The sequence below is a fragment of the Ancylobacter tetraedralis genome, assembly GCF_014195655.1.
Lineage (GTDB): Bacteria > Pseudomonadota > Alphaproteobacteria > Rhizobiales > Xanthobacteraceae > Ancylobacter > Ancylobacter tetraedralis.
Map to the genome: position 1 here is coordinate 25,396 of NZ_JACICD010000005.1, position 23,251 is coordinate 48,646.

Annotated in this window: 19 protein-coding genes; 9 read left to right on the forward strand and 10 right to left on the reverse strand. The window is 67.3% G+C overall.

Annotation, left to right across the window (positions count from 1 at the left end):
* Nucleotides 1–100 precede the first annotated feature (100 nt).
* Nucleotides 101–880: an outer membrane protein gene (locus FHS55_RS13720; RefSeq protein WP_183190347.1), complete on the reverse strand. Its 780-nt coding sequence runs from the start codon at nt 878–880 to the stop codon at nt 101–103.
* A 598-nt stretch (nt 881–1,478) separates the two neighbouring features.
* On the opposite strand from FHS55_RS13720, the gene FHS55_RS13725 reads away from it, so the two are divergent.
* Together FHS55_RS13725 and FHS55_RS13730 are read left to right on the forward strand one after the other, a co-directional pair.
* Entirely contained in the window at nt 1,479–2,120 is a 642-nt protein-coding gene (locus FHS55_RS13725) for a TetR family transcriptional regulator C-terminal domain-containing protein (protein ID WP_183190348.1), read from the forward strand.
* Between the two features lie 5 nt (nt 2,121–2,125).
* Entirely contained in the window at nt 2,126–3,316 is a 1,191-nt protein-coding gene (locus FHS55_RS13730) for a pyridoxal phosphate-dependent aminotransferase (RefSeq protein ID WP_183190349.1), read from the forward strand.
* 84 nt (nt 3,317–3,400) lie between these two features.
* Here FHS55_RS13730 and FHS55_RS13735 read toward each other — a convergent pair whose 3' ends face one another.
* Entirely contained in the window at nt 3,401–4,048 is a 648-nt protein-coding gene (locus tag FHS55_RS13735; protein WP_183190350.1) for a TetR/AcrR family transcriptional regulator, read from the reverse strand.
* A 218-nt stretch (nt 4,049–4,266) separates the two neighbouring features.
* On the opposite strand from FHS55_RS13735, the gene FHS55_RS13740 reads away from it, so the two are divergent.
* The 7 genes from FHS55_RS13740 to FHS55_RS13770 all read left to right on the forward strand — a co-directional run bounded on the left by FHS55_RS13740 (nt 4,267) and on the right by FHS55_RS13770 (nt 13,372).
* Nucleotides 4,267–6,369: an oxidoreductase gene (locus FHS55_RS13740; protein ID WP_183190351.1), complete on the forward strand. Its 2,103-nt coding sequence runs from the start codon at nt 4,267–4,269 to the stop codon at nt 6,367–6,369.
* A gap of 10 nt (nt 6,370–6,379) precedes the next feature.
* Nucleotides 6,380–7,681 (forward strand): MFS transporter, encoded by a 1,302-nt coding sequence (locus FHS55_RS13745; protein ID WP_183190352.1) that lies wholly within the window; start codon nt 6,380–6,382, stop codon nt 7,679–7,681.
* A 179-nt stretch (nt 7,682–7,860) separates the two neighbouring features.
* Nucleotides 7,861–8,805, forward strand: a complete 945-nt coding sequence (locus FHS55_RS13750; RefSeq protein ID WP_183190353.1) for an ABC transporter permease — start codon at nt 7,861–7,863, stop codon at nt 8,803–8,805.
* A 2-nt stretch (nt 8,806–8,807) separates the two neighbouring features.
* Nucleotides 8,808–9,731, forward strand: coding sequence for an ABC transporter permease (locus FHS55_RS13755; RefSeq protein ID WP_246340150.1), 924 nt, complete (start codon nt 8,808–8,810; stop codon nt 9,729–9,731).
* Nucleotides 9,728–10,762: an ABC transporter ATP-binding protein gene (locus tag FHS55_RS13760; RefSeq protein ID WP_183190354.1), complete on the forward strand. Its 1,035-nt coding sequence runs from the start codon at nt 9,728–9,730 to the stop codon at nt 10,760–10,762. Before FHS55_RS13755 ends, FHS55_RS13760 begins: the two co-directional genes overlap by 4 nt.
* Nucleotides 10,759–11,772 (forward strand): oligopeptide/dipeptide ABC transporter ATP-binding protein, encoded by a 1,014-nt coding sequence (locus FHS55_RS13765; protein ID WP_183190355.1) that lies wholly within the window; start codon nt 10,759–10,761, stop codon nt 11,770–11,772. The genes FHS55_RS13760 and FHS55_RS13765 overlap by 4 nt, the downstream gene beginning before the upstream one ends.
* 43 nt (nt 11,773–11,815) lie before the next feature.
* Nucleotides 11,816–13,372 (forward strand): ABC transporter substrate-binding protein, encoded by a 1,557-nt coding sequence (locus tag FHS55_RS13770; RefSeq protein WP_183190356.1) that lies wholly within the window; start codon nt 11,816–11,818, stop codon nt 13,370–13,372.
* A 61-nt stretch (nt 13,373–13,433) separates the two neighbouring features.
* On the opposite strand, the gene FHS55_RS13775 is transcribed toward FHS55_RS13770, so the two are convergent.
* The 8 genes from FHS55_RS13775 to FHS55_RS13810 form a co-directional block, all read right to left on the reverse strand.
* Complete coding sequence (locus FHS55_RS13775) at nt 13,434–15,449, reverse strand: CocE/NonD family hydrolase (RefSeq protein ID WP_183190357.1); 2,016 nt, start codon at nt 15,447–15,449, stop codon at nt 13,434–13,436.
* Nucleotides 15,450–15,806: 357 nt separating this feature from the next.
* A complete protein-coding gene (locus FHS55_RS13780; protein WP_183190358.1) occupies nt 15,807–16,592 on the reverse strand; it encodes a class II aldolase/adducin family protein in 786 nt (261 codons plus the stop codon).
* A 150-nt stretch (nt 16,593–16,742) separates the two neighbouring features.
* Nucleotides 16,743–17,606 carry an ABC transporter permease gene (locus tag FHS55_RS13785; protein WP_183190359.1) on the reverse strand — a complete coding sequence of 288 codons (864 nt, stop codon included), beginning with the start codon at nt 17,604–17,606 and terminating at the stop codon, nt 16,743–16,745.
* Nucleotides 17,607–17,616: 10 nt separating this feature from the next.
* On the reverse strand, nt 17,617–18,525 hold the full coding sequence (locus FHS55_RS13790) for an ABC transporter permease (RefSeq protein ID WP_183190360.1): 909 nt from the start codon (nt 18,523–18,525) through the stop codon (nt 17,617–17,619).
* A 5-nt stretch (nt 18,526–18,530) separates the two neighbouring features.
* Nucleotides 18,531–19,625, reverse strand: coding sequence for an ABC transporter ATP-binding protein (locus FHS55_RS13795; protein WP_183190361.1), 1,095 nt, complete (start codon nt 19,623–19,625; stop codon nt 18,531–18,533).
* A gap of 59 nt (nt 19,626–19,684) precedes the next feature.
* The gene (locus FHS55_RS13800; protein ID WP_183190654.1) at nt 19,685–20,830 is read right to left on the reverse strand and encodes an extracellular solute-binding protein; all 1,146 of its coding nucleotides are present in this window, start codon (nt 20,828–20,830) and stop codon (nt 19,685–19,687) included.
* Nucleotides 20,831–20,940: 110 nt separating this feature from the next.
* Entirely contained in the window at nt 20,941–22,572 is a 1,632-nt protein-coding gene (locus FHS55_RS13805) for a phytoene desaturase family protein (RefSeq protein WP_183190362.1), read from the reverse strand.
* Nucleotides 22,573–22,631: 59 nt separating this feature from the next.
* Nucleotides 22,632–23,249 (reverse strand): helix-turn-helix domain-containing protein, encoded by a 618-nt coding sequence (locus tag FHS55_RS13810; RefSeq protein ID WP_183190363.1) that lies wholly within the window; start codon nt 23,247–23,249, stop codon nt 22,632–22,634.
* Nucleotides 23,250–23,251: the final 2 nt, after the last annotated feature.

A 23,251-nucleotide genomic window follows, 5' to 3' on the forward strand; every position in this document is an offset into this window, starting at 1 on the left:
GGGCCGCTCCATGGAGCGGCCCTTCTTCACAAACGGATGTGGATGATCGCTCTGCCTACCCCCTGCGATCGACGCCGAAGGCCGGGTGCCGGACCTGTTTTCAGAACTTGTAGTTCACGCCGGCCCGGACAACGCTGAACGCGGTGTCCAGCGTGACGCCGCCGACTATGACCGGGTCGGTGACGCTGTAGACGACCTGGCTGCCGAGATCGACATAGAGATATTCCGCGCGAAGGGTCCAGTTATCAGTCAATGCGTACTCGGCGCCACCGCCCACGGTCCAGCCCCACTGCGTCTGCGAGGTGCCCTGCGTGGTTGCCATGGTGTAGCCCGTGAGCGAGCCGGACACCGCGACATCCGTGTTGACCGAGCCATAGGCGACGCCGCCCGTGCCGTAGACCAACAGGCGATCCCAGGCATAGCCCAGACGCGCGCGCACCGTTCCGAACCACTCGACCTTGCTGCCGATGCTGTATTGCGTGCCGCCAATGGCCACCAGAGAGCTGAGCGGGCCGTAGAACAGGTTGCTGCCGCCGGCGCTGTCGCTAAGGTCGGCCCACTGGAAGTCGGCCTCGGCGCCGATCACCCAATTATTGTCGAACTGATAGTTATAGCCAATCTGGGCGCCACCGGTGATGCCATCGGGACTGAGCGAGGCCGAGTCGCCATAGTAAAGCGACATTGCCGACACGCTGTAAGAATAGTCCATGTCGCCCCAAGCATAACCCAGATTGCCGCCGACATAGAAGCCGGTCCAGCTGAAACTCGGAATGACGATAACGGGCTCGGCCTTTACCGGCATGGGCATGTCGGCGGCCTGGACGCTCCCGGCCATCATCATGCTTCCCGCAACGAGCACGGCACAGCTCAGCTTGTTCATGACATTCCCCCGCCTCTGGACTGCCTCCATGAATATCGATCAAACCACGACACGACTAGTGCAGAATCGCAACACAGGGTTGCCGTATTGAGTTATCGCGAGTCTTCACTCTTTTCTCGCAAGTATCCCGCTGCCGTACAACGAAGCGATTTGCTCGATAGCGGTATCAAGATATAGAATAACTCTGCGTCATGGGCGCGATATGCGGCTCTGCGCGACGGAACCGGTCGCCCGCGCCATAAGGAAATCCGCGATGCGCGAGCGGCATGGCCGACGCGCGGAACCGGCCGGGGCGCGGGCGGGGACAGTTCTCGACGGAGGCCGGCGGGGAGTGCTCTTTATGGCATATTGACGCCGCCTTTATGCAGCTGTTATCCATCTGTATAACAATCGCTCGACGTATTGCCGCGCAGCGCTGGCAACCGGCGAGGCGACGGTGGAGGCAGCTTATGTCCGCGCGCGAAGCCCGGGAGATGGCGCCACGGCCCCGATGCCGGACGCAACGGGTTCGCGGATGGGACAGGGTCGGCACGCCCGGCGCCTGCAACGCCACATCCGCTTCCCGCGGCCTGCCCCGATCCGTCGCGTGGCGCGCGACATGAGCCGGCGCAATTTTCATCGCTGCACCGAGGCCGAGCGTCGACACGACCTGATCGAGGCGACGCTGGACTGCATCTCCGAGGCCGGCCTGCCGGGCGCCACCGTCCGCCAGATCGCCATCAAGGCCGGCGTGACGGCGGGGCTGATCCGCCACTATTTCGATTCCAAGGAGATGATCCTCCAGGAAGCCTACAAGGTGGTGATCGCGCGGCTGACCGAGCGTGCCAAGCTGGTCAGCGGCACGCCCGAGGAGCGCCTGCGCGCCTTTATCCTCATCAATCTCACCGAGCCGGTCGCCAACAGCCGCAGCCTCTCGCTATGGGCGTCCTTCATCAGCCGGGTCGGCGTCGATCCCGCGCTGGCCGCCATCCACCAGGAAGGCTATCTCAGCTTCCGCCTGTCGCTGGAGGGCCTGCTGGGCGACTTTCTCGCCGCCCGGGGCGAGGCCCCCGACCCCGCACGCCAGCGCGCGCTGGCCATCGCGATCAGCGGGCTGCTCGACGGCCTGTGGCTGGAGGGATGCCTGGCGGGCGAACTTTTCGAGGAGAGCGAGCTCATCGCGATCGCCTTTTCCTCGATCGAAGCGCTGATCGGCCACCCGATCGGCGCGCCGAGCGCGATAGAGCAGGACGGGGAGTAGACACGATGCATTACGCATCCATCACGGACAGGCTCGCCAGCCTCGGCTCCGAGAAATGGGCCGTTCACATGGAGGCCCGCCGCCGCCGGGAACTCGGCGAGCCGATCATCGAGCTGACCATCGGCGAGCCGGACCTGCCGCCGCACGCGGCGCTGATCACGGAAGCCATCCGCTCCATGAATGCCGGGCGCCACCGCTACTCCAACGGGCGCGGCGAACAGACGGTGATCGACGCGCTGGTGCGCAAATATGCGCGCCGCCGTCCCGGCGTGACCGGCGACAACGTGCTGTGCTTTCCCGGCACGCAGACCGCGCTCTTCGCCGTCATGCTCGGCCTTGTCGAGACCGGCGACGCCGTGCTGGTCGGCGATCCGCTCTACGCCACCTATGAAGGCGTGATCCGCGCCACCGGCGCCGATTATGTCACCGTGCCGCTACGCCCGGAACACGGCTTCCACCTGCAGGCGGCCGATCTGGAACGGGCAATCACGCCACAATGCCGCGTGCTGCTGCTCAACACGCCGCACAACCCGACCGGGGCCGTGCTGACGGCGCAGGAGATCGCCGCCATCGGCGAGGTCTGCCGCCGGCACGACCTGTGGATCGTCAGCGACGAGGTCTATGAGGAACTGATCTTCGACGGCGCCTTCGCCTCGCCCTTCGACGATCCCGCGCTGGCCGAACGCACCATCGTGTGCTCGTCCATCTCCAAGTCGCATGCCGCCCCCGGCTTTCGCAGCGGCTGGGCCATCGGCCCGGCGGAATTCGCCAGCCGCCTGCTCGCGGTGTCCGAGACGATGCTGTTCGGTGGCCAGCCCTTCATCGCCGACATGACCGCCTATGCGCTCGACACTTCGCTCGACACTTCGGCGCAGATGCGCAGCGCCTACAAGCGGCGCGCCGACCTGATCACCGCCAGCCTCGCCGGCGCGCCGGGGCTGGAGCCCATGCCGCCGGAAGCGGGGATGTTCATCCTGGTGGATGTGAGCGGCACCGGCATGAGCGGGGAGGCCTTCGCCTGGACCCTGCTCAATGAGGAGCAGGTCGCCGTCATGCCCGGCCACGCCTTCGGCGCCGGGGCCGGCAATTTCGTGCGCATCAGCCTCACCGTGCCGGACGACAAGATCGAGGAAGCGTGCCGCCGCATGGTCGCCGTGGCGGCGCGCAGCCGGCTTCGCGAGGCCAAAAGAGCCTGAGCGAACAATCCGCCGGCGGCGAGGGATGCCGATCGCGGGAGCGGCATCCCTCGCCTCAGCTATCTTCGCCTCAGCCATCCTGCCTCAACCATGCGCACCGAGGCGCAGGCCCTTCACCCAGTTGCGGCACAGCTGCACACCCTCCTCCGGCCGGAAGGAAGAGGGGTTCAGGCACCAGGCGAGCCACAGCCCGTCGAGCAGCGCGGTGAAGGCGATGGCGGCGAGGCGCACATTGCCGATGGCGAACTCCTCGCTGGCGGCGAGGTCGCCGAGCAGGCGCTCGACCGCCGCGACATAATCCGAATACTCGCCCTGCTGGGAGGCGCTCATGCGCGGCGAGTGCAGCACCAGCCCCCAGAACACCACCCACACGCCCAGCACGTCGCGGTCGAACAGCACGGGCGAGAACGACGCCTCGATGAAGGCATCGAGCCGCTTCTGCGGGGTGGGCTCGGCCGCCGCCACGGCGTCCATCAGCGCCTGCAGCAAGCTCCCCGACATGATGTCGAAGGCATAGGCGACCAGTTCGCTGATCTCGCCGAAATGATGCGTGACCAGTCCCTGCGTCACGCCCGCCTCGGCGGCGATCTGGCGGACCGAAACGCCCGCATTGCCGTGCTTGAGGATGCAGCGCAGCGCCGCCTCGCCCAGCTGGCGGCGCCGATCCTCCGGCGCCTGCCGGCGGAAACGCGCCCGCTCCTTCCTCTCGCCACCTGCGTTCACGCCCGCCATGCCTCGCCGCCTCATGCCATTGACGGCCACTCTGGCCCGGCAGCACGAGGCGCGCAAGAGGGACGCAAGCAGACCAGTATCCATAAGTCATTGATTATAAGTGATCTTTCTTTGTTGTTATACGATCTTATAATTTCTCTTGCGCGCGCCATGCCGCCATGCCTATCCTTTCAACCAATGACCCGCCCTCGATGGCGGGCGGGGAACGGGGTTGAGCCATGGCGCGGGATTCTCGCTACGACGTGCTGTTTGAACCGGTGCGCATCGGCCCGGTGACGGCGCCGAACCGCTTCTACCAGGTGCCCCACGCGAGCGGCATGACCAACGCGCTGCCGCGCGTGCGTGCCGCCTTCCGCGAGACCAAGGCCGAGGGCGGCTGGGGCGTGGTGTGCACCGGCGCCTGCTCGATCGACGAGAGTTCCGACGACGCGCCGCTGCCTTTCGCCACGCTGTGGGACCGCAACGACATCCATGCCCACGCGCTGACCACCGAGGCCGCGCACCGCCACGGCGCGCTGGCCGGCGTCGAGCTCTGGCACGGCGGCGCCTCGGTGATGAACCGTTCCAGCCGCCTGCCGCCGCTCTCGCCCTCCGGCATTCCCTGGATGGCGACGCATGTCGGCTTCATGGGCAACCTGCGCCCCAGGACCATGGACAGGGCCGACATTCGCGAGGTGCTGCGCTGGCAGGCCGAGGGCGCGCGCAAGGCCCGCACCGCCGGCTTCGACATCGTCTATGTTTATGCCGGCATGGGCTATCTCGGTTACGAGTTCCTGCTGCCGGAATACAACCACCGCACGGATGAATATGGCGGCCCGATCGAAAACCGGGTGCGCTTCGTGCGCGAGATGCTCGACGTCACGCGCGACGCTGTCGGTAAGGATTGCGGCGTGGCGCTGCGCGTCAGCCTGGAGGAATTGCGCGGCCGGCCGGGCCGGCACCACCCCTCCGAGGCGCATGAGCTTGTGGCGCAGCTATCCGACCATGCCGACCTGTTCGACGTGAAGATGGATTCGAGCCCCACCGACTGCTCGCCCTCGCGTTTTTCCGGCGAAGGCAGCCACGAGCCGGTGATCGACTTCGTGAAGACGCTGACCGACAAGCCGGTGGTGGGCGTCGGACGCTTCACCTCGCCGGACATGATGGTGTCGCAGATCCGCCGCGGCGTGCTCGATTTCATCGGCGGCGCGCGCCCCTCGATCGCCGACCCGTTCCTGCCGAACAAGATCCGGGAAGGCCGGATCGAGGAGATCCGCGAATGCATCGGCTGCAACATCTGCATCTCCAGCTGGCATGACGGCGTGCCCGTGCGCTGCACGCAGAACCCGACCGCCGGCGAGGAATGGCGCCGCGGCTGGCACCCCGAGCGTGTCGCGCCCGCCACGCGGCCGGGCAAGGTGCTGGTGGTGGGCGGCGGCCCGGCGGGGTTGGAATGCGCGCTCACCAGCGCGCGCCAGGGCCATGAGGTGACGATCGTCGACGCCGGCACCAGCTGGGGCGGCCGGCTCACCTTCGAGAAGACGCTGCCGGGCCTCGCCGCCTGGAACCGTGTCGCCGACTATCGGCTCGGACGGCTCAATGACATGCCCAATGTCTCGCTCTATCTCGATAGCCGGCTCGGCGTCGACGACATCATCGAATTCGCGCCCGACCACCTCGTTCTCGCCACCGGCGCGCGCTGGACCCGCTCGCTCTATTCCTCGATGGAGATTCCGGTCGGGAAACTGGAGCATGAAAATGTCTTCACGCCCGACGACATCGCCGCCGGCCGGCTGCCGGAAGGGCCGACGCTCGTGTTCGACTTCGACAATTACTATTATGGCGGGGTGCTGACCGAGCATCTGGCCAGCCGGGGTATCGAAGTCGCCTATGTTACCCCCGCCGGGCAGGCCTCGGCCTGGACCATCATGACCAACGAACTGCCGCTGGTGCACCGGGCGCTGGCCCGTCGCAACGTCCCCGTGACGACGCTGCACCGGCTGAAGGACTTTGACGGCGACACCGCGACGCTGGCGCATCTGTTCACCGGCGAGGAGACGAAGGTGGCCTGCCGCGCGGTGCTGATCGTCGGCCTGCGTGCGCCGCGCACGGAGCTGGAGGAGGCGATCGCGGCACGGCGCGGCGAGATCGATGCCGCCGGCATCCGCAGTCTGGTCACCATCGGCGACGCGCTGGCGCCCGGTGCCATCGCCCATGCGGTGCATAGCGGCCATCTGGCCGCGCGCGAACTCGGCCGGAGCGGCAGCCGCGCCCATTATCTGCGCGACACGCCGATCACCGACCGCGAACCGGCATTCGATCGGGCGGAAGCCGCCGAATAGGGGGAGTGCCATGACCGTAGCTCCCGCCGCCACGCCGCCGCCCCCTCCGCCTGCCGGTCCTCCCTCCGGCATGTCGCGCTTCTCCATCGCCTCGCCACTGGCCGGCGGCGCGTTTCACGCCATGGGCTCGGGCCTCTTCCACACTATATTGCCTCTTCGGCTGGTGGCGTACGGCCATGGCGCGGATGCGGTCGGCCTTGTGGTCGGCGCGGAAGGCGCGGGCTTCCTGCTGGGATGCATCGGCTCGGTCCGGCTGATCCGCTCAGTCGGCGAAGTCCGTGCCTATGCCGCGCTGTCGGCGAGTTCGGCCGTGCTCATCCTCTCGCTGGGCACGCAGCCCCCGCTCCTCGCCTTCATGGCGATACAGGCGGTAGTCGGCTTCTCCAATGCCGGCCAGTCGGTGGTCATCGAGAGCTGGATGAATGCCATGGTGCCGAACCGCAGCCGCGGCCGGATGCTCACGCTCTATGTGGTGCTGCTCGGGCTGTTCTACGGGCTCGGCCAGTTGCTGGCGACCGACATCGATCCGGCCGGGCTGCCGCTGCTCATGCTGACGGCGGCGTTCTACCTCGCGGCCATCGTGCCGGTGACGGCGATCTGGGTCGGCGAGCCGCAGTTGCACGTGCCAATGGGCATCCGGCTGTTCCACACCTTCAGGGTCTCGCCCATCGGCGCGCTGGCCTGCCTGATCACCGGCCTGATCTCCTCCACCTTCTCCTCCATCGGCCCGCTTTACGGGCTGGACATGAATTTCCCGCAGAAGACCATCGTGCTCCTGATGGCCGCCACCCAGCTCGGTGCGCTGTTCCTGCAATTCCCGCTCGGCTACCTCTCCGACCGCACCGATCGCGGCGTGATGATGCTGTGGCTGGCCATCGCGCTGGCGCTGCTGTGCGCGAGCTTCCTGCTGGTGGACGGAACCACGCCGATCTGGGTGTTCCTCATTCTGTTTTCGGTTTTCGGCGGCATTTCCGAGATCTTCTATCCGCTCGGCGTCGCCCATGCCAACGACGCCGCCGAGCCCGGCGAATTCGTGCCGCTCTCGTCGAACCTGCTGCTCATCTGGGCCTTTGGCGGCATGGTCGGGCCGGCCGTGGTGACGATGGGGATGCCGGCTTTCGGCTCGGCGATCTTCTTCGTCTACGCGCTCGCCATCGCCGTCCTGTTCGCCGCCCTCACCGCCTGGCTGCGCTATGGCCGGCCGCCGGCGAAAGCGCGCGAGCAGTTCGTGGCGTATCCGCAAACATCGCCGATTGTCTACGAATGGGGCCCCCACGACCCGCCGGACGAGACCGGCAACGGCCGGACGTGACGCCCCGCATTGCCTGCCGTGCCGCATAACGCGCCCATCGCGTGACGTGCCTTCCGCGTGACCTGTATCCCGCGCAAGAGCCCCCGGTGGGCGGTGCGGCGGGCTGCGGATTTCCTGTCCACCGACACGCTGCGCCCCGGAAAAGGGCCAGCCTCGTCCCGCCGTGGAGGTCCTGGTCCATGCCTGGCTTCATCCTTCGCCGAACCGCAATCGCGCTCGCCATCCTGCTCCTGGTGGCGCTGCTGCTCTTCGCGATGATGCACATGATTCCGGGCGACCCCACCGTGGTGGCGCTCGGCCCGCGCTCCACGCCGGAAATGCGCGAGGCCTTCCGCGCCATGATGGGGCTCGACCGGCCGGTGCTGGATCAGCTCGGCCTGCTGCTCGTGCGCCTCGCGCAGGGCGACCTGGGACTGGACGTGTGGAGCCGCCGCCCGGTGCTGACCATGGTGCTGGAAGTGCTGCCCTACACAGTGGCGCTGGCACTGGCGAGCTTCGTCTGGGCGCTGGCGCTCGGCCTCGTGCTCGGCTGCGTCGCCGTGGTGCATCACGGCAAATGGGGTGACTGGCTGATCGGCGCCGTCTCGGTCTCCTTCGTCGCCGTGCCCTCCTTCGTCGTCGCGCTCTATTCGCTCTTGATCTTCGCGGTCTGGCTCAACTGGCTGCCGGCCATCGGGGCCGGCGAGCCGGGAGATATCGGCGCCCAGCTGCGCGCGCTGATCCTGCCCTCCTTCGCCGTCGGGCTCGGCTGGGTCGGGTATATCTCGCGGCTGGTGCGGGCCGCCATGATCGAGGCGATGAGCGAGGATTACGTGCGCACGCTGCGCGCCTATGGCGTGGGCGAAGGCCGCATCATCTATCGCTATGCGCTGAAGCAGGCCCTGCTCGCCATCCTCTCCGTGATCGCCATCGGCTTCGGCAGCCTGCTCACCGGATCGATCTTCGCCGAAATCGTGTTCACCCGCCCCGGCCTCGGCAAGATGACCTATGACGCGGTGATCTCGCGCAACTTCCCCCTCGTCATGGGCACCGTGCTGGTGACCTCGGCGCTCTACGTCACCTGCATGATCCTCGCCGATGTCGTCAGCGCCTGGCTCGACCCGCGCGTGCGGAGCGCGATCTGACCATGGCGATGCTGACCGACACGGCGACGCCGGACACCCCGACCGAGGCCGCCGGCTCGCACGAGCCGCGCGCTCTCGCGCGGTTCGCCACAACCCTTGCACACATCCTGTCGACGCCGCTCGGCGCCATCGGCCTCCTTCTCGCGATGCTGATCGTGCTCACCGCGCTGCTGGCGCCGTTGATCGCGCCCTATGACCCCACCGCGATCAACGTGAAGGATCGCCTGGCCGATCCCTCGCTCACCCATCTGCTCGGCACCGATCAGCTGGGCCGCGACCTGTTCTCGCGGGTCATTCTCGGCACGCGCACGGCGATGACGGTGGCGCTCACCGCGCTGGCCACCGCGCTGGCACTGGCGCTGCCGCTCGGGCTCGTCGCCGGCTATGGCCCGCGCTGGCTGGACGGGCCGATGGTGCTCCTGTTCGACAGCATCAGCTCGCTGCCGATGATCATGCTGGGCCTTGCCGTGGTGGTGCTGATCGGGCCGGGCGTGCCGACCGTCATCCTGGTGATCGTGCTCTACTCGGTGCCGTCCTATGCCCGTCTGGTGCGCACGCAGACGCTCAGCCTCAAGTCGCGCGATTTCATCAAGGCGGAGCAGGCGATGGATGCCGGCACGGCGCGCATCCTGTTCCGCCACCTGCTGCCGAACGTCATCGGCCCGCTGCTGATCCTCGCCTGCCTCGACATTTCCACCGTCATCACGCTGGAGGCGGGCCTCTCCTTCCTCGGTCTCGGGGTGAAGCCGCAGATCCCGAGCTGGGGCAACATCCTCAGCGACGGTTTCGCGGTGATCCGCAAGAGCGCCGTGCCTGTCGTGGCGGGAGGCGTGCCGCTGGTCCTCGCCACGCTCGGCTTCACCTTCTTCGGCGAGGCGCTGCGCGATGCGCTCGACCCCAGGCTCGCACGGGAGCGCCGCCCATGAAACCGCCATCGCTTGAACCGCCCTCCGCCGAGCCTCCCTTGCCTGCGCCGGTGCTCGACATGCGCCATGTTTCGGTGTCCTACGGCGCCCATGTTCCCGCCGTTCTCGGCGTCGACCTCACGATCCGCCCGCGCGAGATCGTCGGCATCATCGGCGAGAGCGGCTCGGGCAAGTCCACGCTCGCCCATTCCGTGCTCGGCCTGCTGCCGAAGACCGCCCGGATGAGCGGCACGCGGTTCAACCTCGCCGGCACCGACATTCTCAAAGCCGACCGCACGGCGCTCGCCGCCCTGCGCGGTCCCGCGGCGGCGATGATCTTCCAGAACCCGATGACCGCCTTCAGTCCCATTCACACGCTGGGGCGCCAGCTCACCGATCTGCTCTGGCGCGATCGCGACCCGTCCGGCGCGCAGAAGCGGGCGCGCATCGTGGCCGCGCTGGCGGAGGTCGGCATTCCCGATCCGGTCGGGCGGCTGGATGCCTTTCCCTTCCAGCTCTCGGGCGGCATGCTGCAGCGCGTGGCGATCGCCGCCGCCCTCTTGATGCAGCCGGCGCTGCTGATCGCCGACGAGCCGACCACCGCGCTCGACGTGACCATGGAAGCGCAGATCCTCCATCTCATGCGCTCCCTGCGCGAACGGGCCGGCGTGTCGATCCTGATCATCTCGCATCACCTCGGTGTCATCGCCGAGATCTGCGACCGCGTCGCGGTGATGTATGCCGGGCGGATCGTGGAAGAGGGAACCGTGGAAGCGATCTTCCGCGCTCCCCGCCATCCCTATACGCAGGCCCTGTTCGCCTGCGAGCCCGCGCTGGTACCCACCGGCATGCGCCGCCTCCCGGTCATTGCCGGCGAGGTACCCCGCCCCGGCGCCAGCCTCTGCGACTTCGCCTCGCGCTGCGCCGTCAAGGCCGCGCGCTGCGTTGAACAGGCGCCACCCTGGACACGCTCCGGCGAGTTCCCGGGGCATCATGTCCGCTGCCACGGGAGCGCGCTGTCGGGGAGCCCACCTTCGGGGCGCACGCCATGAGGGAGCAGCCACCCCTCATCGAGGCCGACAGGCTCTCGGTCGACGTGCCGGGGCGCGGGCTGCCGTTCCTGCGCCGCGCGCCGCTGTCGATCCTCGCCGAGGTCTCGCTCACCGTCCGCCCCGGCGAGATTGTCTGCCTGATCGGCGAGAGCGGCTCGGGCAAGACCACGTTCGGCCGTGCGCTGCTCGGCCTCGTCCGGCCCTCTTCCGGCCGAATCGAGGTCGACGGCGTGCCCTTGCCGGATTTCTCCGCCCGCAGCTTCCGGGCGCTGCGCCGGCAGGCGGCCCTGCTGTTTCAGGATCCGGTGAGTTCGTTCAACCCGCGCCAGCGCATCGGCGCGATGATGGCGGAGCCTCGCGCCATCGCCGGGGTGGGCTCCACGCGGCTGGCCGATATCGTCGCGCTGGCCGGGCAGGTCGGGCTATCCGAGCGCTTCCTCGCACGCTTCCCCCATGCGCTGAGCGGCGGGCAGGCGCGGCGCGCGGCGGTGGCGCGGGCGCTCTCGGTGACACCGAGGCTGATCGTCGCCGACGAGCCGACCGCCGGGCTGGACGTCTCGGTGCAGGGCGGGGTGCTCAACCTGTTCCTCGACATACGCGAGCAGCACGACACCGCGTTCCTGCTCATCACCCACAACCTCTCGGTGGTGCGCCACATCGCCGACCGCATCGTCATTCTCTATCTCGGCCGGGTGGTGGAAAGCGGGCGCGCGGACGATGTGCTGCGCGCGCCCCGGCATCCCTACACGCGCGCGCTGCTCGATTCCGAGCCGGTGCCGGACCCGACCCGGCGGCGGGCCGAGCCGCCGGTGATCGGCGAGGTCCCCAGCATCGCCCGGCGCCCGGCCGGCTGCGAGTTCCACACACGCTGCCCTCGCGCCCAGCCCAGATGCAGGAGCGAGGCGCCGGTTCTGGCCGACGAGGCGGGCGGGCGCCAGGTGGCATGTCACTTTCCGCTACCCGGGGCGGTCAGCATCCCCGCACCGGGCCGGCGGATGGCCAAGTCCTGACAGTGCCGACACAACGCGTCAAAAACACAGAGGGAAGACCAGCATGCTCCACCTTTCCGTCAACCGGCGGCGCTTCCTCACGGGCGCGGCCGCCGGCGCCGCCGCGCTCTCGCTGCGGCCCGGCCTGTCCTATGCCGTTGAGGGCGACACGCTGTTCGTCCGCGCCGCCTCCGATATCGAGATCCTCGATCCGGCCTTCCAGAACGGCCTGCTGGAGGAGGAGATCGGGCGCTGCCTGTTCGTCTCGCTCAACCGGCTGGACGACATGCGCACGGGCGTGCACCTGCGCCCCTATGCGGCGCGCAGCCTCAACCAGACCTCGCCGACCGAAATCGCCTTCGAGCTGAACGACTGGCTGGTGTGGACCGGCGATTTCGGCCCGGTAACGGCCGAAGACGTGAAATATTCCTTCGAGCGCGTCGCCAACCCGGCCAATGGCTCGGCCTGGGCCTATGCGTTCGACGCGCTCCGGGAGGTGGAAGTCACCGGCACGCGCACCGGCATCATCCATCTGAAAGCCCCGTCGGCGCCATTCCCGGCGACCTCGCTGCCCTATTACATGGGACACATCGTCTGCAAGAAGGCGGTGGAGGCCGCGGGCGGCAAGTTCACCACGGAGGTTCCCGCCAGCGCCGGCCCCTATCTGATCGACAAATGGGTGCCCAAGCAGAGCGTGGCGCTCACGCTCAACCCCGCCTGGAAGGGCGAGCCGCCGGCGTTCCCGCGCGTGCAGTTCCAGATCATCACCGATGACGAGGCGGCCGCCCTCGCCTATGAATCCAGGGCGACCCACTATTCCCGCATCAGCCTCAACACGCTGTCGATCTACAAGGACAAGCTGCCCGAGCGCACGACGCTGATCCAGCACAGCGGCAACCGCTTCGCCTGGATCGCCATCAACATCAACAACCCCAAGCTGGCCGACCCGAAGGTGCGGCGCGCCATCCAGTACGCGATCGATGTCGGCCAGATCATGGACGGTTCCTATTCCGGCCTTGCCGCGCCCGCCACCGGGGTGGTGCCGCCAGCGCTGATCGGCCATCGCGAGGCCATTCTCTATCCCACCGACGCCGCCAAGTCGCAGGCGCTACTGGCGGAGGCCGGCGTTTCCGGGCTCAGCCTCGAACTGGCGGCGATGAACGACAAGACCAGCCAGCTGACCTGCCAGATCATCCAGGCGCTGCTCGGCTCGGTGGGCATCACGGTCGATATCAAGCCCTATGACGAGGGCGTCTACTGGACGCTCGGCGACAAGAGCGCCGGCGATACGTGGAAGACCCTCGATCTGGTGCTGATGAACTTCGCCGGCGGTGTCGACCCCTCCGAGAACCTCACCTGGTTCCGGCCCAAGCAGATCGGCATCTACAACTGGTCGCAGTTCGACAGCCCGGAATTCGAGGCGCTCTACAATGAGGGCATGGCGCAGACCGACCCGGACAAGCGCGGCGCCATCTACCGCAAGATGCAGGACCTGATGGAGGAATCCGGCGGCTTCGTCTTCATTACCCACGAGACCTTCGCGGCGGTGGCGCGGCAGGGGCTGGAGCCCTGCATCCTCGCCGACGGCTATGTCGACGTGACGCGCTTCCGCAAGGACTGAGGCGGCGGCGACCGCGCGGGCGAACAGGCCGGTCCGGGGTGCTCCCGGATCGGCCGCGACGTCATCCGTGATCGCGCGCGATCCAGCGCTCGCCGGTGCGCTCGAACACCGTTTCGCGGCCCTCGCGGGCGGTGAGCTGCCAGCTGAGGTGAAACCGCGTGGCGTCACAGGTGAGCCGGACGCGGGAGCGCGTCTCCACATCCGCTTCGCCGCTGACGAAACCCATCTCCCAGCCGGTCTCCAGCGCGGCCGAGAGCGGATCGCCGCCGGCGATCTCCATCCGGTCCACCGCGCGGGCGGCGGTGACGATCTGCCGGTCGGGGAGACCGACGCGCCCGAAATCGCTGGTCAGCACCAGCGTCTCGCGGCCCGAGCCGACATTGATGGCCATCTCGCGCCGGTGCTGCTCCGGCACGATCTCCACGGTCTCGACCGGCGGGGAAATCTCCACCGGCGGAAAGGCCGGCGACACCTCCCCCGGCACGGGCGTGCGCACCGGCAGGGACAGCGTCGCGCTGCCGGCCGCGAGCCGGATCACCGGCGGCTCCGGCGAGGGCCACAGGATCGGCCACAGCCCGGTCGACAGCACCAGCCGCAGCCGATGCGTGGGAGCAAAGCGCCGGCCGACATGGTTGAGCGCGATCCGCGCGGTGAAATCCTCCCCCTGCGTCAGGGCCTGCGGCTCGGCGCTGCCCGCGCGATGCGCAAGATTGAGGCATCCCCAGGTGACGAGGGTCGAGGTGCCGTCGGGCGCGACATCGCAGATCTTCGCGACCAGCTGGGCCAGGGCGACATTGCAGCGCCCGCGCAACTCCACCACCGGCGCCCCCAGCATATCGAACGATGCGTCGAGCGGCTCGGTATCGAAGCTCAGGCCGAGACCGTCGTCGCGCCGCTGGTCGAGCGCCATGTCGGGCACCGTGCCGCCATAGCCGCCATAACGGCCGAAGGCCTGCGTCGTCGTCACCGGCGACGCGATCACCAGTTCGCCACCCGGACGGGCGTCGGGCGCGAGCGCTCCCGCGTTGAGACGCAGCACCTGTGCCGCGATGTTCGGCGAGGGCCAGCCGGGCTCCGCGACCCAGCGCCCGGGGTGCTCGGGATAGAAGGGCGCCGGCGCGTGCGGCTCGGTGATCCAGGCGGTATAGGCGGGCTCGTCCATGATGCCGGTATCGACGCCGCAGAGCCAGTGCCGCCACCAGCGGATCGCCTCCTGCAGATAGCCGATTCCCGGCCCCGGCGCGCCGAGAAAGGGATAGGCATGCGTCCACGGGCCGACCAGCCCCTTTCGCGGGCCAGACAGGCCTTCGAGCAGCCGCGGCACCGCATTGGAATAGGTGTCGTCCCAGCCGCTGATCGCATAGACCGGGACCCTGATGCGGGAAAAATCCTCGCAGACCGAGCCGCGCCGCCAGTAATCGTCGCGACGCGGGTGCTGAAGCCAGCGCTCGGACCAGCAGGTCGAGGCCTCCAGCCGCTCCCGCCACATCGCCCGCCAGCGTTCTCCGACGATCTGCGGATCCGGCGGAAGGGCTCCAAGGGCGAGCATGAAGGACGACCACATGGCGTCCTCCGTCAGCAGGCAGCCGCCGGCATAGTGCACGTCATCGGCATAGCGGTCATCCGAGCAGCACAGGGCGATGATCGCCTTCAAGGCCGGCGGCTGGCGCGCGGCGACCTGCAGCGCGTTGAAGCCGCCCCAGGAAATCCCGGTCATGCCGACCGCGCCGCTCGACCAGGGCTGCGCCGCCAGCCAGGCGATGATGTCCTCGGCATCGTCGAATTCGAGCTCGGTATATTCGTCGGTGAGCACGCCCTCGCTGTCGCCGGAGCCGCGAATGTCGACCCGGCAGCAGGCGAAGCCGTGCCCGGCGACATAGGGGTGCATCTTGGCGTCACGAAACACCGTGCCGTCGCGCCGGCGATAGGGGATGAGTTCCAGGATCGCCGGCACCGGGTTCTCGCCGGCATCGGCGGGAAGCCACAGCGTCACCGCCAGCCGCACGCCGTCCCGCATGGGGATGAAGACCGGATCGAGACACGTTACCGCGCGCGGAAAGCGGTCAACGACGGACATGAGGGCGGCACTCCTGGGCTGCGGCCCGCGGGCGGAACGCCGGCCGACGGCAATGGACGGGGTTCAGGCGGCCGCCCCCGCTGGCCATCGGCCAGGGTCGGCGGCAGAAGCCGGCGAGGGACATCGTGGCGGGTGGCAAGCACAGGGGAGGATCGCCTTCGCCAGCCTGACGACAGCGAAGGCGATCATCGCCCGACGCCGCGCATAGCCAGCGCGCTCCTTGGGCGGCCTCGTCGCGATATAACTGAGCCGGCTACAACCATGTCGGCCGCACCGCCACCGCCGGCGGATTGCCGGCATGGGTGCCCCCGATGCCGGCATGTCCGGTTATGGCAGGGAGCGGCGCGGCGCGCCGGCTCAGCTCTCGAAATCGGGGGCCACGTCGCGGATCAGCCGCACGAAGGCGTTCCATTCGGGATCGTTCAGCCCGCTTTCGGCGTGCAGCGAATCCCAGCTCTCCGTCTGGCGGGCGGTGAGCTCGGCGATCTCGGCCGTCGGCAGTCGCAGCGCACGCCCGGTGGACAGCGCCGCCAGCTGCGCCTGGCAGGCGCGCTCCAGATAGTACATCAGGATGAACGCCTCGCCGACCGTGCGCCCGCAGGTCATCAGCCCGTGATTGCGCAGGATCATCGCGTTCTTGGTGCCGAGGTCGGCCACCAGCCGGTCGCGCTCGGACATGTCCAGCGCGATGCCCTCATAGGCGTGATAGGCGACGCGATCATAGAATTGCAGCGCCCACTGGTTGAGCGGCAGCAGCCCCTCCTCCATGCAGGAGACCGCGACGCCGGCCACGGTGTGAGTGTGCAGCACGCAGGCCGCATCGGGACGGGCCGCGTGCACCGCCGAATGGATGGTGAAGCCGGCGGCGTTGATGCCATGGCCCAGCGGGTCGTCGACGATGCTGCCGTCAATGTCGACCGTGACCAGTTCCGATGCCTTCACCTCGTTGAAGCGCAAGCCGTAGGAATTGAGCAGGAACAGCTCGCGCCCGTGCATCGCCGCCGCCTGGGGCGCCTTGGCGGAAATATGCGTGAAGATGCTGTCGTCCATCCTGAAATGGGCGATCAATCGATAGGCCGCCGCCAGATCGATGCGCTCCTTCGAAAGATTGCGGTTGTCTGCCTGAGCGGCCAGCACACCCATGTCGAACTCCCTGCGATGGTCTTGTGTTTCACGGTTCGCGACGCGCACCCGCGCGGGCGCCGCCCTCTGGAGGTCACGTGCTCGAACGTCATGCTCAAACGTCTCTTGCCTGCGGGAGCGCCCTCCTCGGCGCTCCCCGTTCCGTCCGGATCAATGCGCGTCGGCAATCACCAGCGCATTGGCGGGGATTTCCTCAAGCTCGGCCTGGCGCCGTGCCGCCGCGGCCCGCGCCACTTCGCGCCGGCGCATGATCTCGTAGCCCACAGCGCCGACAATGGTCAGCGTGATCAGGATCACGCCCAGCGCGTTGACCGCCGGAGTGAGGCCGGTGCGGACCTTGGAGGCGATGTAGATGGTCAGCGTGATGTCCGTGCCGCGAGTGAACAGCGTGGTATTGTAGTTCTCGAAGGACTGGAAGAACGCCAGCACCCCGCCCGCTACCAGCGAACTGCGCAGATAGGGCAGCAGGATCTTGCGGAACACCTGCGGATGCGAGGCGCCGAGATCGAGCGCCGCCTCCTCCTGGCTGCGGTCGAGGCGCTGCAGCCGCGCCAGCACCATCAGCATGATATAGGCGGTGATGAAGCTCGACTGGCCGATCACCGCCAGGTGCAGGCCGCCCTTCACGCCCAGCCGATCCCAGAACACCAGCGTCGAGATGCCGATGATCACGCCCGGCGTCAGCAGCGGCGAGACCATCACCGCGTAGACGAAGGTGCGGGCCTGCCGGTGCAGGTTGTCCAGCACCATGGCGGCGGCAGTGCCGAGCGGCACCGATACCAACACCACCGCCACGCCCACGATGAGCGAATTGACCAGGCCTTCCCACATCTGCGGGTCGTTGAAGAGGGCGTCGAACCACTTCGTCGTCGTGCCGAGCCACGGCGTTACGGTCGGGAAGCGGCTGGAATTGAAGGTCGCGATGACCATCACCCCGAGCGGCGCCAGCAGGAAGAAGAAGAACAGCACCAGATAGGCACGGATGAGGATGTCGCTGCCGGTCAGTTTCCGCATCGACCCGCCCTCACTTCGCGATGTCGGTGAGGCCGACGCGGAAGATCCGCATGACCGACAGGATGAACACGACGCAGAGGCCGAGCAGGATGAAGGCATAGGCCGAGCCGCGCGGCCAGTCCTGGCCCTCGAAGAACCAGATGTAGATGGTCTCGGTGAACCAGCGCGTGCCGGGCGAACCCAGCACGGCCGGCACGATATAGCTCGACGCCGCCAGCACGAACACCATGATCGAGCCGACCGCGATCCCCGGCTTGGCGTGGGGAATGACGATGCGGCGATGGATCTGCCATTCCGGGGCGCCGAGATCGCGCGCCGCCTCCACCTGGCTGATGTCGAGCGTCTCGATGGCGTTGATCAGCGGGAACATCATGAACAGAATGAAGGCATAGGTCATCCCGATCAGCACGCCGCCCGAGCCCGACAGCCAGCGATACGGCTTGTCAAGCAGCCCCATCCCCAGCAGCGCGCTGTTGAGCGGGCCGTTATAGGCCAGGATGATGTACCAGGCGAAGGTGCGCAGGATCTCGTTGATCCAGAACGGGATGATGAGCAGCAGGATGAGCAGGCCGACCTGCTCGGGCTTGGCCGCCTTGGCGAGATGCCAGGCCACGGGATAGCACACGACCAGCGAGATGAAGGTGACGAGTGTCGACCCCCAGATGGTGCGCAGGAACACCCGGAAATCATCCGGCAGTTCGCCGTTCAGCAGGTCGATTCCGGAGAACAGCGAGGCATAATTGGAGAGCGTGTAGACGTCGTCCGGGCCGCCCTGCTGCATCATGGGCAGATTGGGGTGGAACGAATATTCCGCCATGACCAGATAGGGCAGCACCACCATCATCAGGACCCAGATGGCGGTCGCGGCGATCAGCAGCGTGGCGAGCAGCGCGCCGTAGCGGTGATAGAGTTGCACCATGCCGGTCAGGCTCCGTTGGCCGCCAGGACCAGCGCGTCCTGCGGAGCAAAACCCACGGTGAAGATACGGTCGCCAACAAGATCGGTGAGCGACCCGTCATTGGAAATGTGCATCGACAGCGGCTTGGCGCCGTCCGGCTGCTTCAGGTGGACATTGGCGAAGGCGCCCTCGAAATCGATATGGTCAACCGAGCGCGACAGCACGTTGGGATTTTCCGGCGTCGGACCGGCCACCGTGAGCGGCTTCAGCCGCTCGGGCCGCACCAGCATCACCACCTGCGTGCCGACGCGGATGCCGCGCGGATTGCGCCCGACGAAGCGCCCCGCGCCGGTCTCCACCACCGCCTGGCCACCCGCCACCTCGGTGATGCGGCCGGTGAACACGTTGTTCTCGCCGACGAAGCCGGCGACGAAGGCGGTGGCCGGCTCGTTATAGATCTCGGAGGGCGGCCCCACCTGCTCCAGCTGGCCGCGCGACATGACGCCGACGCGGTCGGACATGGTGAGCGCCTCGCCCTGATCATGGGTGATGTAGATGAAGGTCAGGCCGGTGCGGCGCTGGATGGCGCGCAGTTCGGCCCGCATGTGCTGGCGCAGCTTCAGGTCGAGCGCGGAGAGCGGCTCGTCCAGCAGCATCACCTGAGGCTCCACCGCCAGCGCGCGCGCAATGGCCACGCGCTGCTTCATGCCGCCCGACAATTCGTCGACCCGCTTGTCGGCGGCGTCGGGCAAGGCGACCAGTTCGAGCAGTTCCTCGGCCCGGCGCCGGCGCACGGCCTTGTCGACGCCGCGCATTTCCAGGCCGAAGGCGATGTTGTCGGCCACCGACATCATCGGGAACAGCGCGAGATTCTGGAAGATCAGCGCCGTCGGCCGCTTGTTCGGGCCGTTGCCCTTCATGTCCTCGCCGCCGATCAGGATGCGTCCCTCAGTCGGGTTCATGAACCCCGAGATCATGCGCAGGATCGTCGTCTTTCCGCAGCCCGACGGGCCGAGGAAGGAGAAGAACTCACCCGCCTTGATGTCCAGAGACACATTATTGACGGCGACATAGCTGGCGAACCGCATCGTCACGCGGTCGAGTGAAACGTCCCGGCTCATCGGCACTCCCAGCGCTGGGAACCGGTCGACCGTCGATCGGCCGACCGGCTCTGCGTCAATCAGGCGGACATGAACTTCTTGGCGTATTCGGTGCGCCGCGTGACGAACCACGAGGCCTGGCCGGGCTGCCACCACAGCTTCTTGAGCGCGTCGCCGGGATAGGCCGCCTTCAGGAAGGCCTTTTGCGAAGCATCCGCCAGTTCAACCGCGCCCTTGGCGCAGGGGTTGGAGCCGAACGCCTTGGCCCACAGCGCCGAGCCTTCGGGCGAGTTGACCCACGATACCCAGGCATAGGCCTGGTCGAGATTCTTCGCGCCCTTGAGCAGCACGAAGTTCTGCAGCCACGACATGGCGCCTTCGGCCGGGGCGAGATAGGCGACCGGGAACTTCTCGGCCTGGAGCGCCGCCGCCGAGGTATCCCAGCAATGGCCGATGACGCAGCCATTGGTGCGGAAGGCACCCTGCGCTTCGTTCTCGTTGGACCAGAACTGCGCGACATTGGCGCGCTTGGGGGCAAGGAACTTCAGGATGGCGTCGTAATTCGCCACCATCTTGGATTCGTCCTTGTACGAATCCAGGAACTTGTGCGGCAGTTTGCCTTCGGCATCGAGCGCGCGCCCGGCCGCCACGAGGCCGGAATGGCCGCGCAGGGTCAACTTGCCGGCATAGGCATTGTCGAACAGGTCCATGAGCTTGGCCTTGCCATACTCAAGCTTCACGTCGTCCGTATTGAAGGTCAGCGCCTCGGTGCCCCACACGGAAGGCAGGGAGATGCGCTTGCCCCCCATCGAGGTCATCTCGCCGGCCATGCCTTCGAGGAAAGCCGGCTCGATGCCCGCGGCATTGGCCTTCTTCTCGTCCCAGGGCTGGAGGAAGTCGTTGTCGGTCCAGCTCGCCAGACGGTCGGCGGTCGGCTCGCTGATGTCGAAGGCGCCATTGGTGGCCGCGCCGGTCTTGGCCTGGGCGACGAACTCGTCCTGGCTGCCGAGGCCGGTGAACTTGACCTTGATGCCGGTCTTCTTCTCGAATTCGGCGAACACGGCCGGGAACTGGTCGTAGCCGGCCCAGCCGAGGAAGTTCAGCTCGCCCGAAGAGGCGAGCGCGCTCTTCACGAAAGCGGGGGCGGCGACCAGCGCCGCGCCCGCGGCGGCGGTTCCCTTGAGCAGGCTGCGCCGGGTCAGTCCGGAAGTGGAAATGCGCGACATCGTGTTTTCCCTCTGTGGAGTTTCTGCCTGCGGTAGTTTCGACGTTCAGCGAACCGAGGTCGTCTCTCCGTCTGTTCGTTTGTGACGCACGGTGCCGGCAGTGCCGGTTGTCATGCGATTTTCTTGCCAAGATCCTTCAGGATTTCGCGCGCCGCATTATGGCCGGGGATGCCGGACACCCCGCCACCCGGATGCATCGACGAGCCGCAGATATAAAGGGAGGCGATCGGCGTGCGGTAATCAGCATAGCCTGATATCGGCCGCTGGAAGAAGAGCTGATCGGGCGATAGTTCGCCGTGGAAGATATGGCCCTGTGGAAGGTTGACCACCCGCTCGATATCGGGAGCGACCAGCAGCTGCGCCTCGATCACGTCGTTACGGAAGCCCGGCGCGAAACGTTCGATGGCCTTGAAGACGGTGTCCTTGAAATTGTCCTTCTCGGTCGCCCAGTCGCCCCCCTTGAGCGTGTAGGGCGCATGGCCGCCGAACAGGTTCACCACATGCTTGCCGGGCGGCGCCAGCGTGTCGTCGACGATGGTCGGCACGACCGGCGTGATGAAGGGCTCGCTCGAATACCAGCCATATTTCGCCGCGTCATAGGCGCGCTCGAGATAGTCGATGTCCGGGGCGATGTGCATGTAGGTTGGATAGGAGAACGAACCGATGGCGCCCTCGCGCTTGACCCGCTCGAGGATCTTGTATTGCGGCGGGCGCTCGCAGGCGATGTTCATCTTGAACGCGGTGCCCATGGTCCGGTAGCCCTTGATCTCGCGCACGACCTCGTCGGGCAGATTTTCCGCGCCGACGAGGTCGAGATAAAGATGGGGGGCTGACGCATTCGAGGCAAAAATCTTGGCGCGGTAGGTCCGCCCGTCGGCGGTCGCCACTTCGGTGGCGCGCCCGTTGCGGGTGCGGATTTCCTTCACCTCCGCCCCGGTGATGATCTCGACGCCGAGCGAGGTGACGGACGACGCCAGTGCCTGGGTGATGGATCCCATGCCGCCCTTGATGAAACCCCAGCCGCCGGCGCCCTCATGCTCGCCCATCACATGGTGCATGATGACATAGGCCGAGCCCGGCGATTTCGGCCCGGCAAAGGTGCCGATGGACGCATAATAGGCCAGCACCGCCATTACGCGTTCATCTTCGAACCATTCGCGCAGGAAGTCGTAGGCCGACATGGAAAGCATGTCGACGATGCGATACATCTTGCGGCCGACCTTGCGGTACTTCCACAGGAGCTTGCTGGCATCCCTGAAGGTCTTCCAGTCCCGCCGCGCGGGATCGATCGGCGTTTCCCACAGCACCTGCCGGACGATGCGGGTCGCCTCCTGCAGATAGGCGTCGAAGGCGGGATAGATCTCCGCGTCGTGCTTGGAGAAGCGGGCGAAGGACGCCTGCGTCTTCGCCATATTGTCGGAGAAGGTGATGTAGTTGTCGCTGTCATCGACGGGCGACACCATGTCCGAGCAGGGCAGCACCACGAGCCCGTGCTTCTTCAGCTCGAAATCGCGGATGACGCGCGGGTGCAGCAGGCTCATCAGATAGGAGAAGATCGAGGCACGGAAGCCCGGCGCGATTTCCTCCGTCACCGCCGCGCCGCCGACGACGCCGCGCCGTTCCAGCACGGCCACCTTGAGCCCGGCGCGGGCGAGATAGCCGGCGCAGACCAGGCCATTATGGCCGCCACCAATGATAACGGCATCGAAATCGCGCGCGAGCGCGTTCGGAACCACGGACATGGTTTCACCATCGAGAAAGACGAAATTACAGGAGAAGCGGCGGAATTTCTACACGATTGCTAGTAGGAAGGCGGCGTGATCGCCCAGATCACCACCGTCTCCTGGGTCGAGATATTGCGGTATTTGTGGGGACGCACGGAAGCAAAGCCGAAGCTGTCGCCCGTGTTCAGCAGGTGCGTGACGCCGTCGACGGTGAGTTCCAGGGAGCCGGCCATGACATAGCCGGCTTCCTCGCCGATATGCGTATAGGCTTCGCTGCCGACACTGGCACCGGGCGCGAGACGGCAGAGCAGAAGCTCGAGCTGGCCGTCCAGCGAGGGCGACAGCAATTCGTCGACGATGCCCCCGCCATAATCCAGCGTCTTGCGATGCCCGCGCCGGACGGTGATGCCGTCCGCCGCCGGCTCGACAGGCCCTTCCTCGCGGAAGAACCAGCCGATCGAGACGCCGAGCGCCGTGGCGATCAGGTGGATGGCCTTGACCGAGGGTTCGGACAGCCCGCGCTCCACCTGGCTGAGCAGGCCCACGGACAGGCCCGTCTGCTCGGCGAGCGCGGTCAGCGTCATGCCCTTGTCGTGCCGCAGCACACGGATCGCATTACCCAGCCGCGCGCTGATCAAATCGGCCTTCTTCGGCGAAACCGACGAATCCTCGACCGTCGCGGCGCTGCGACTCATCC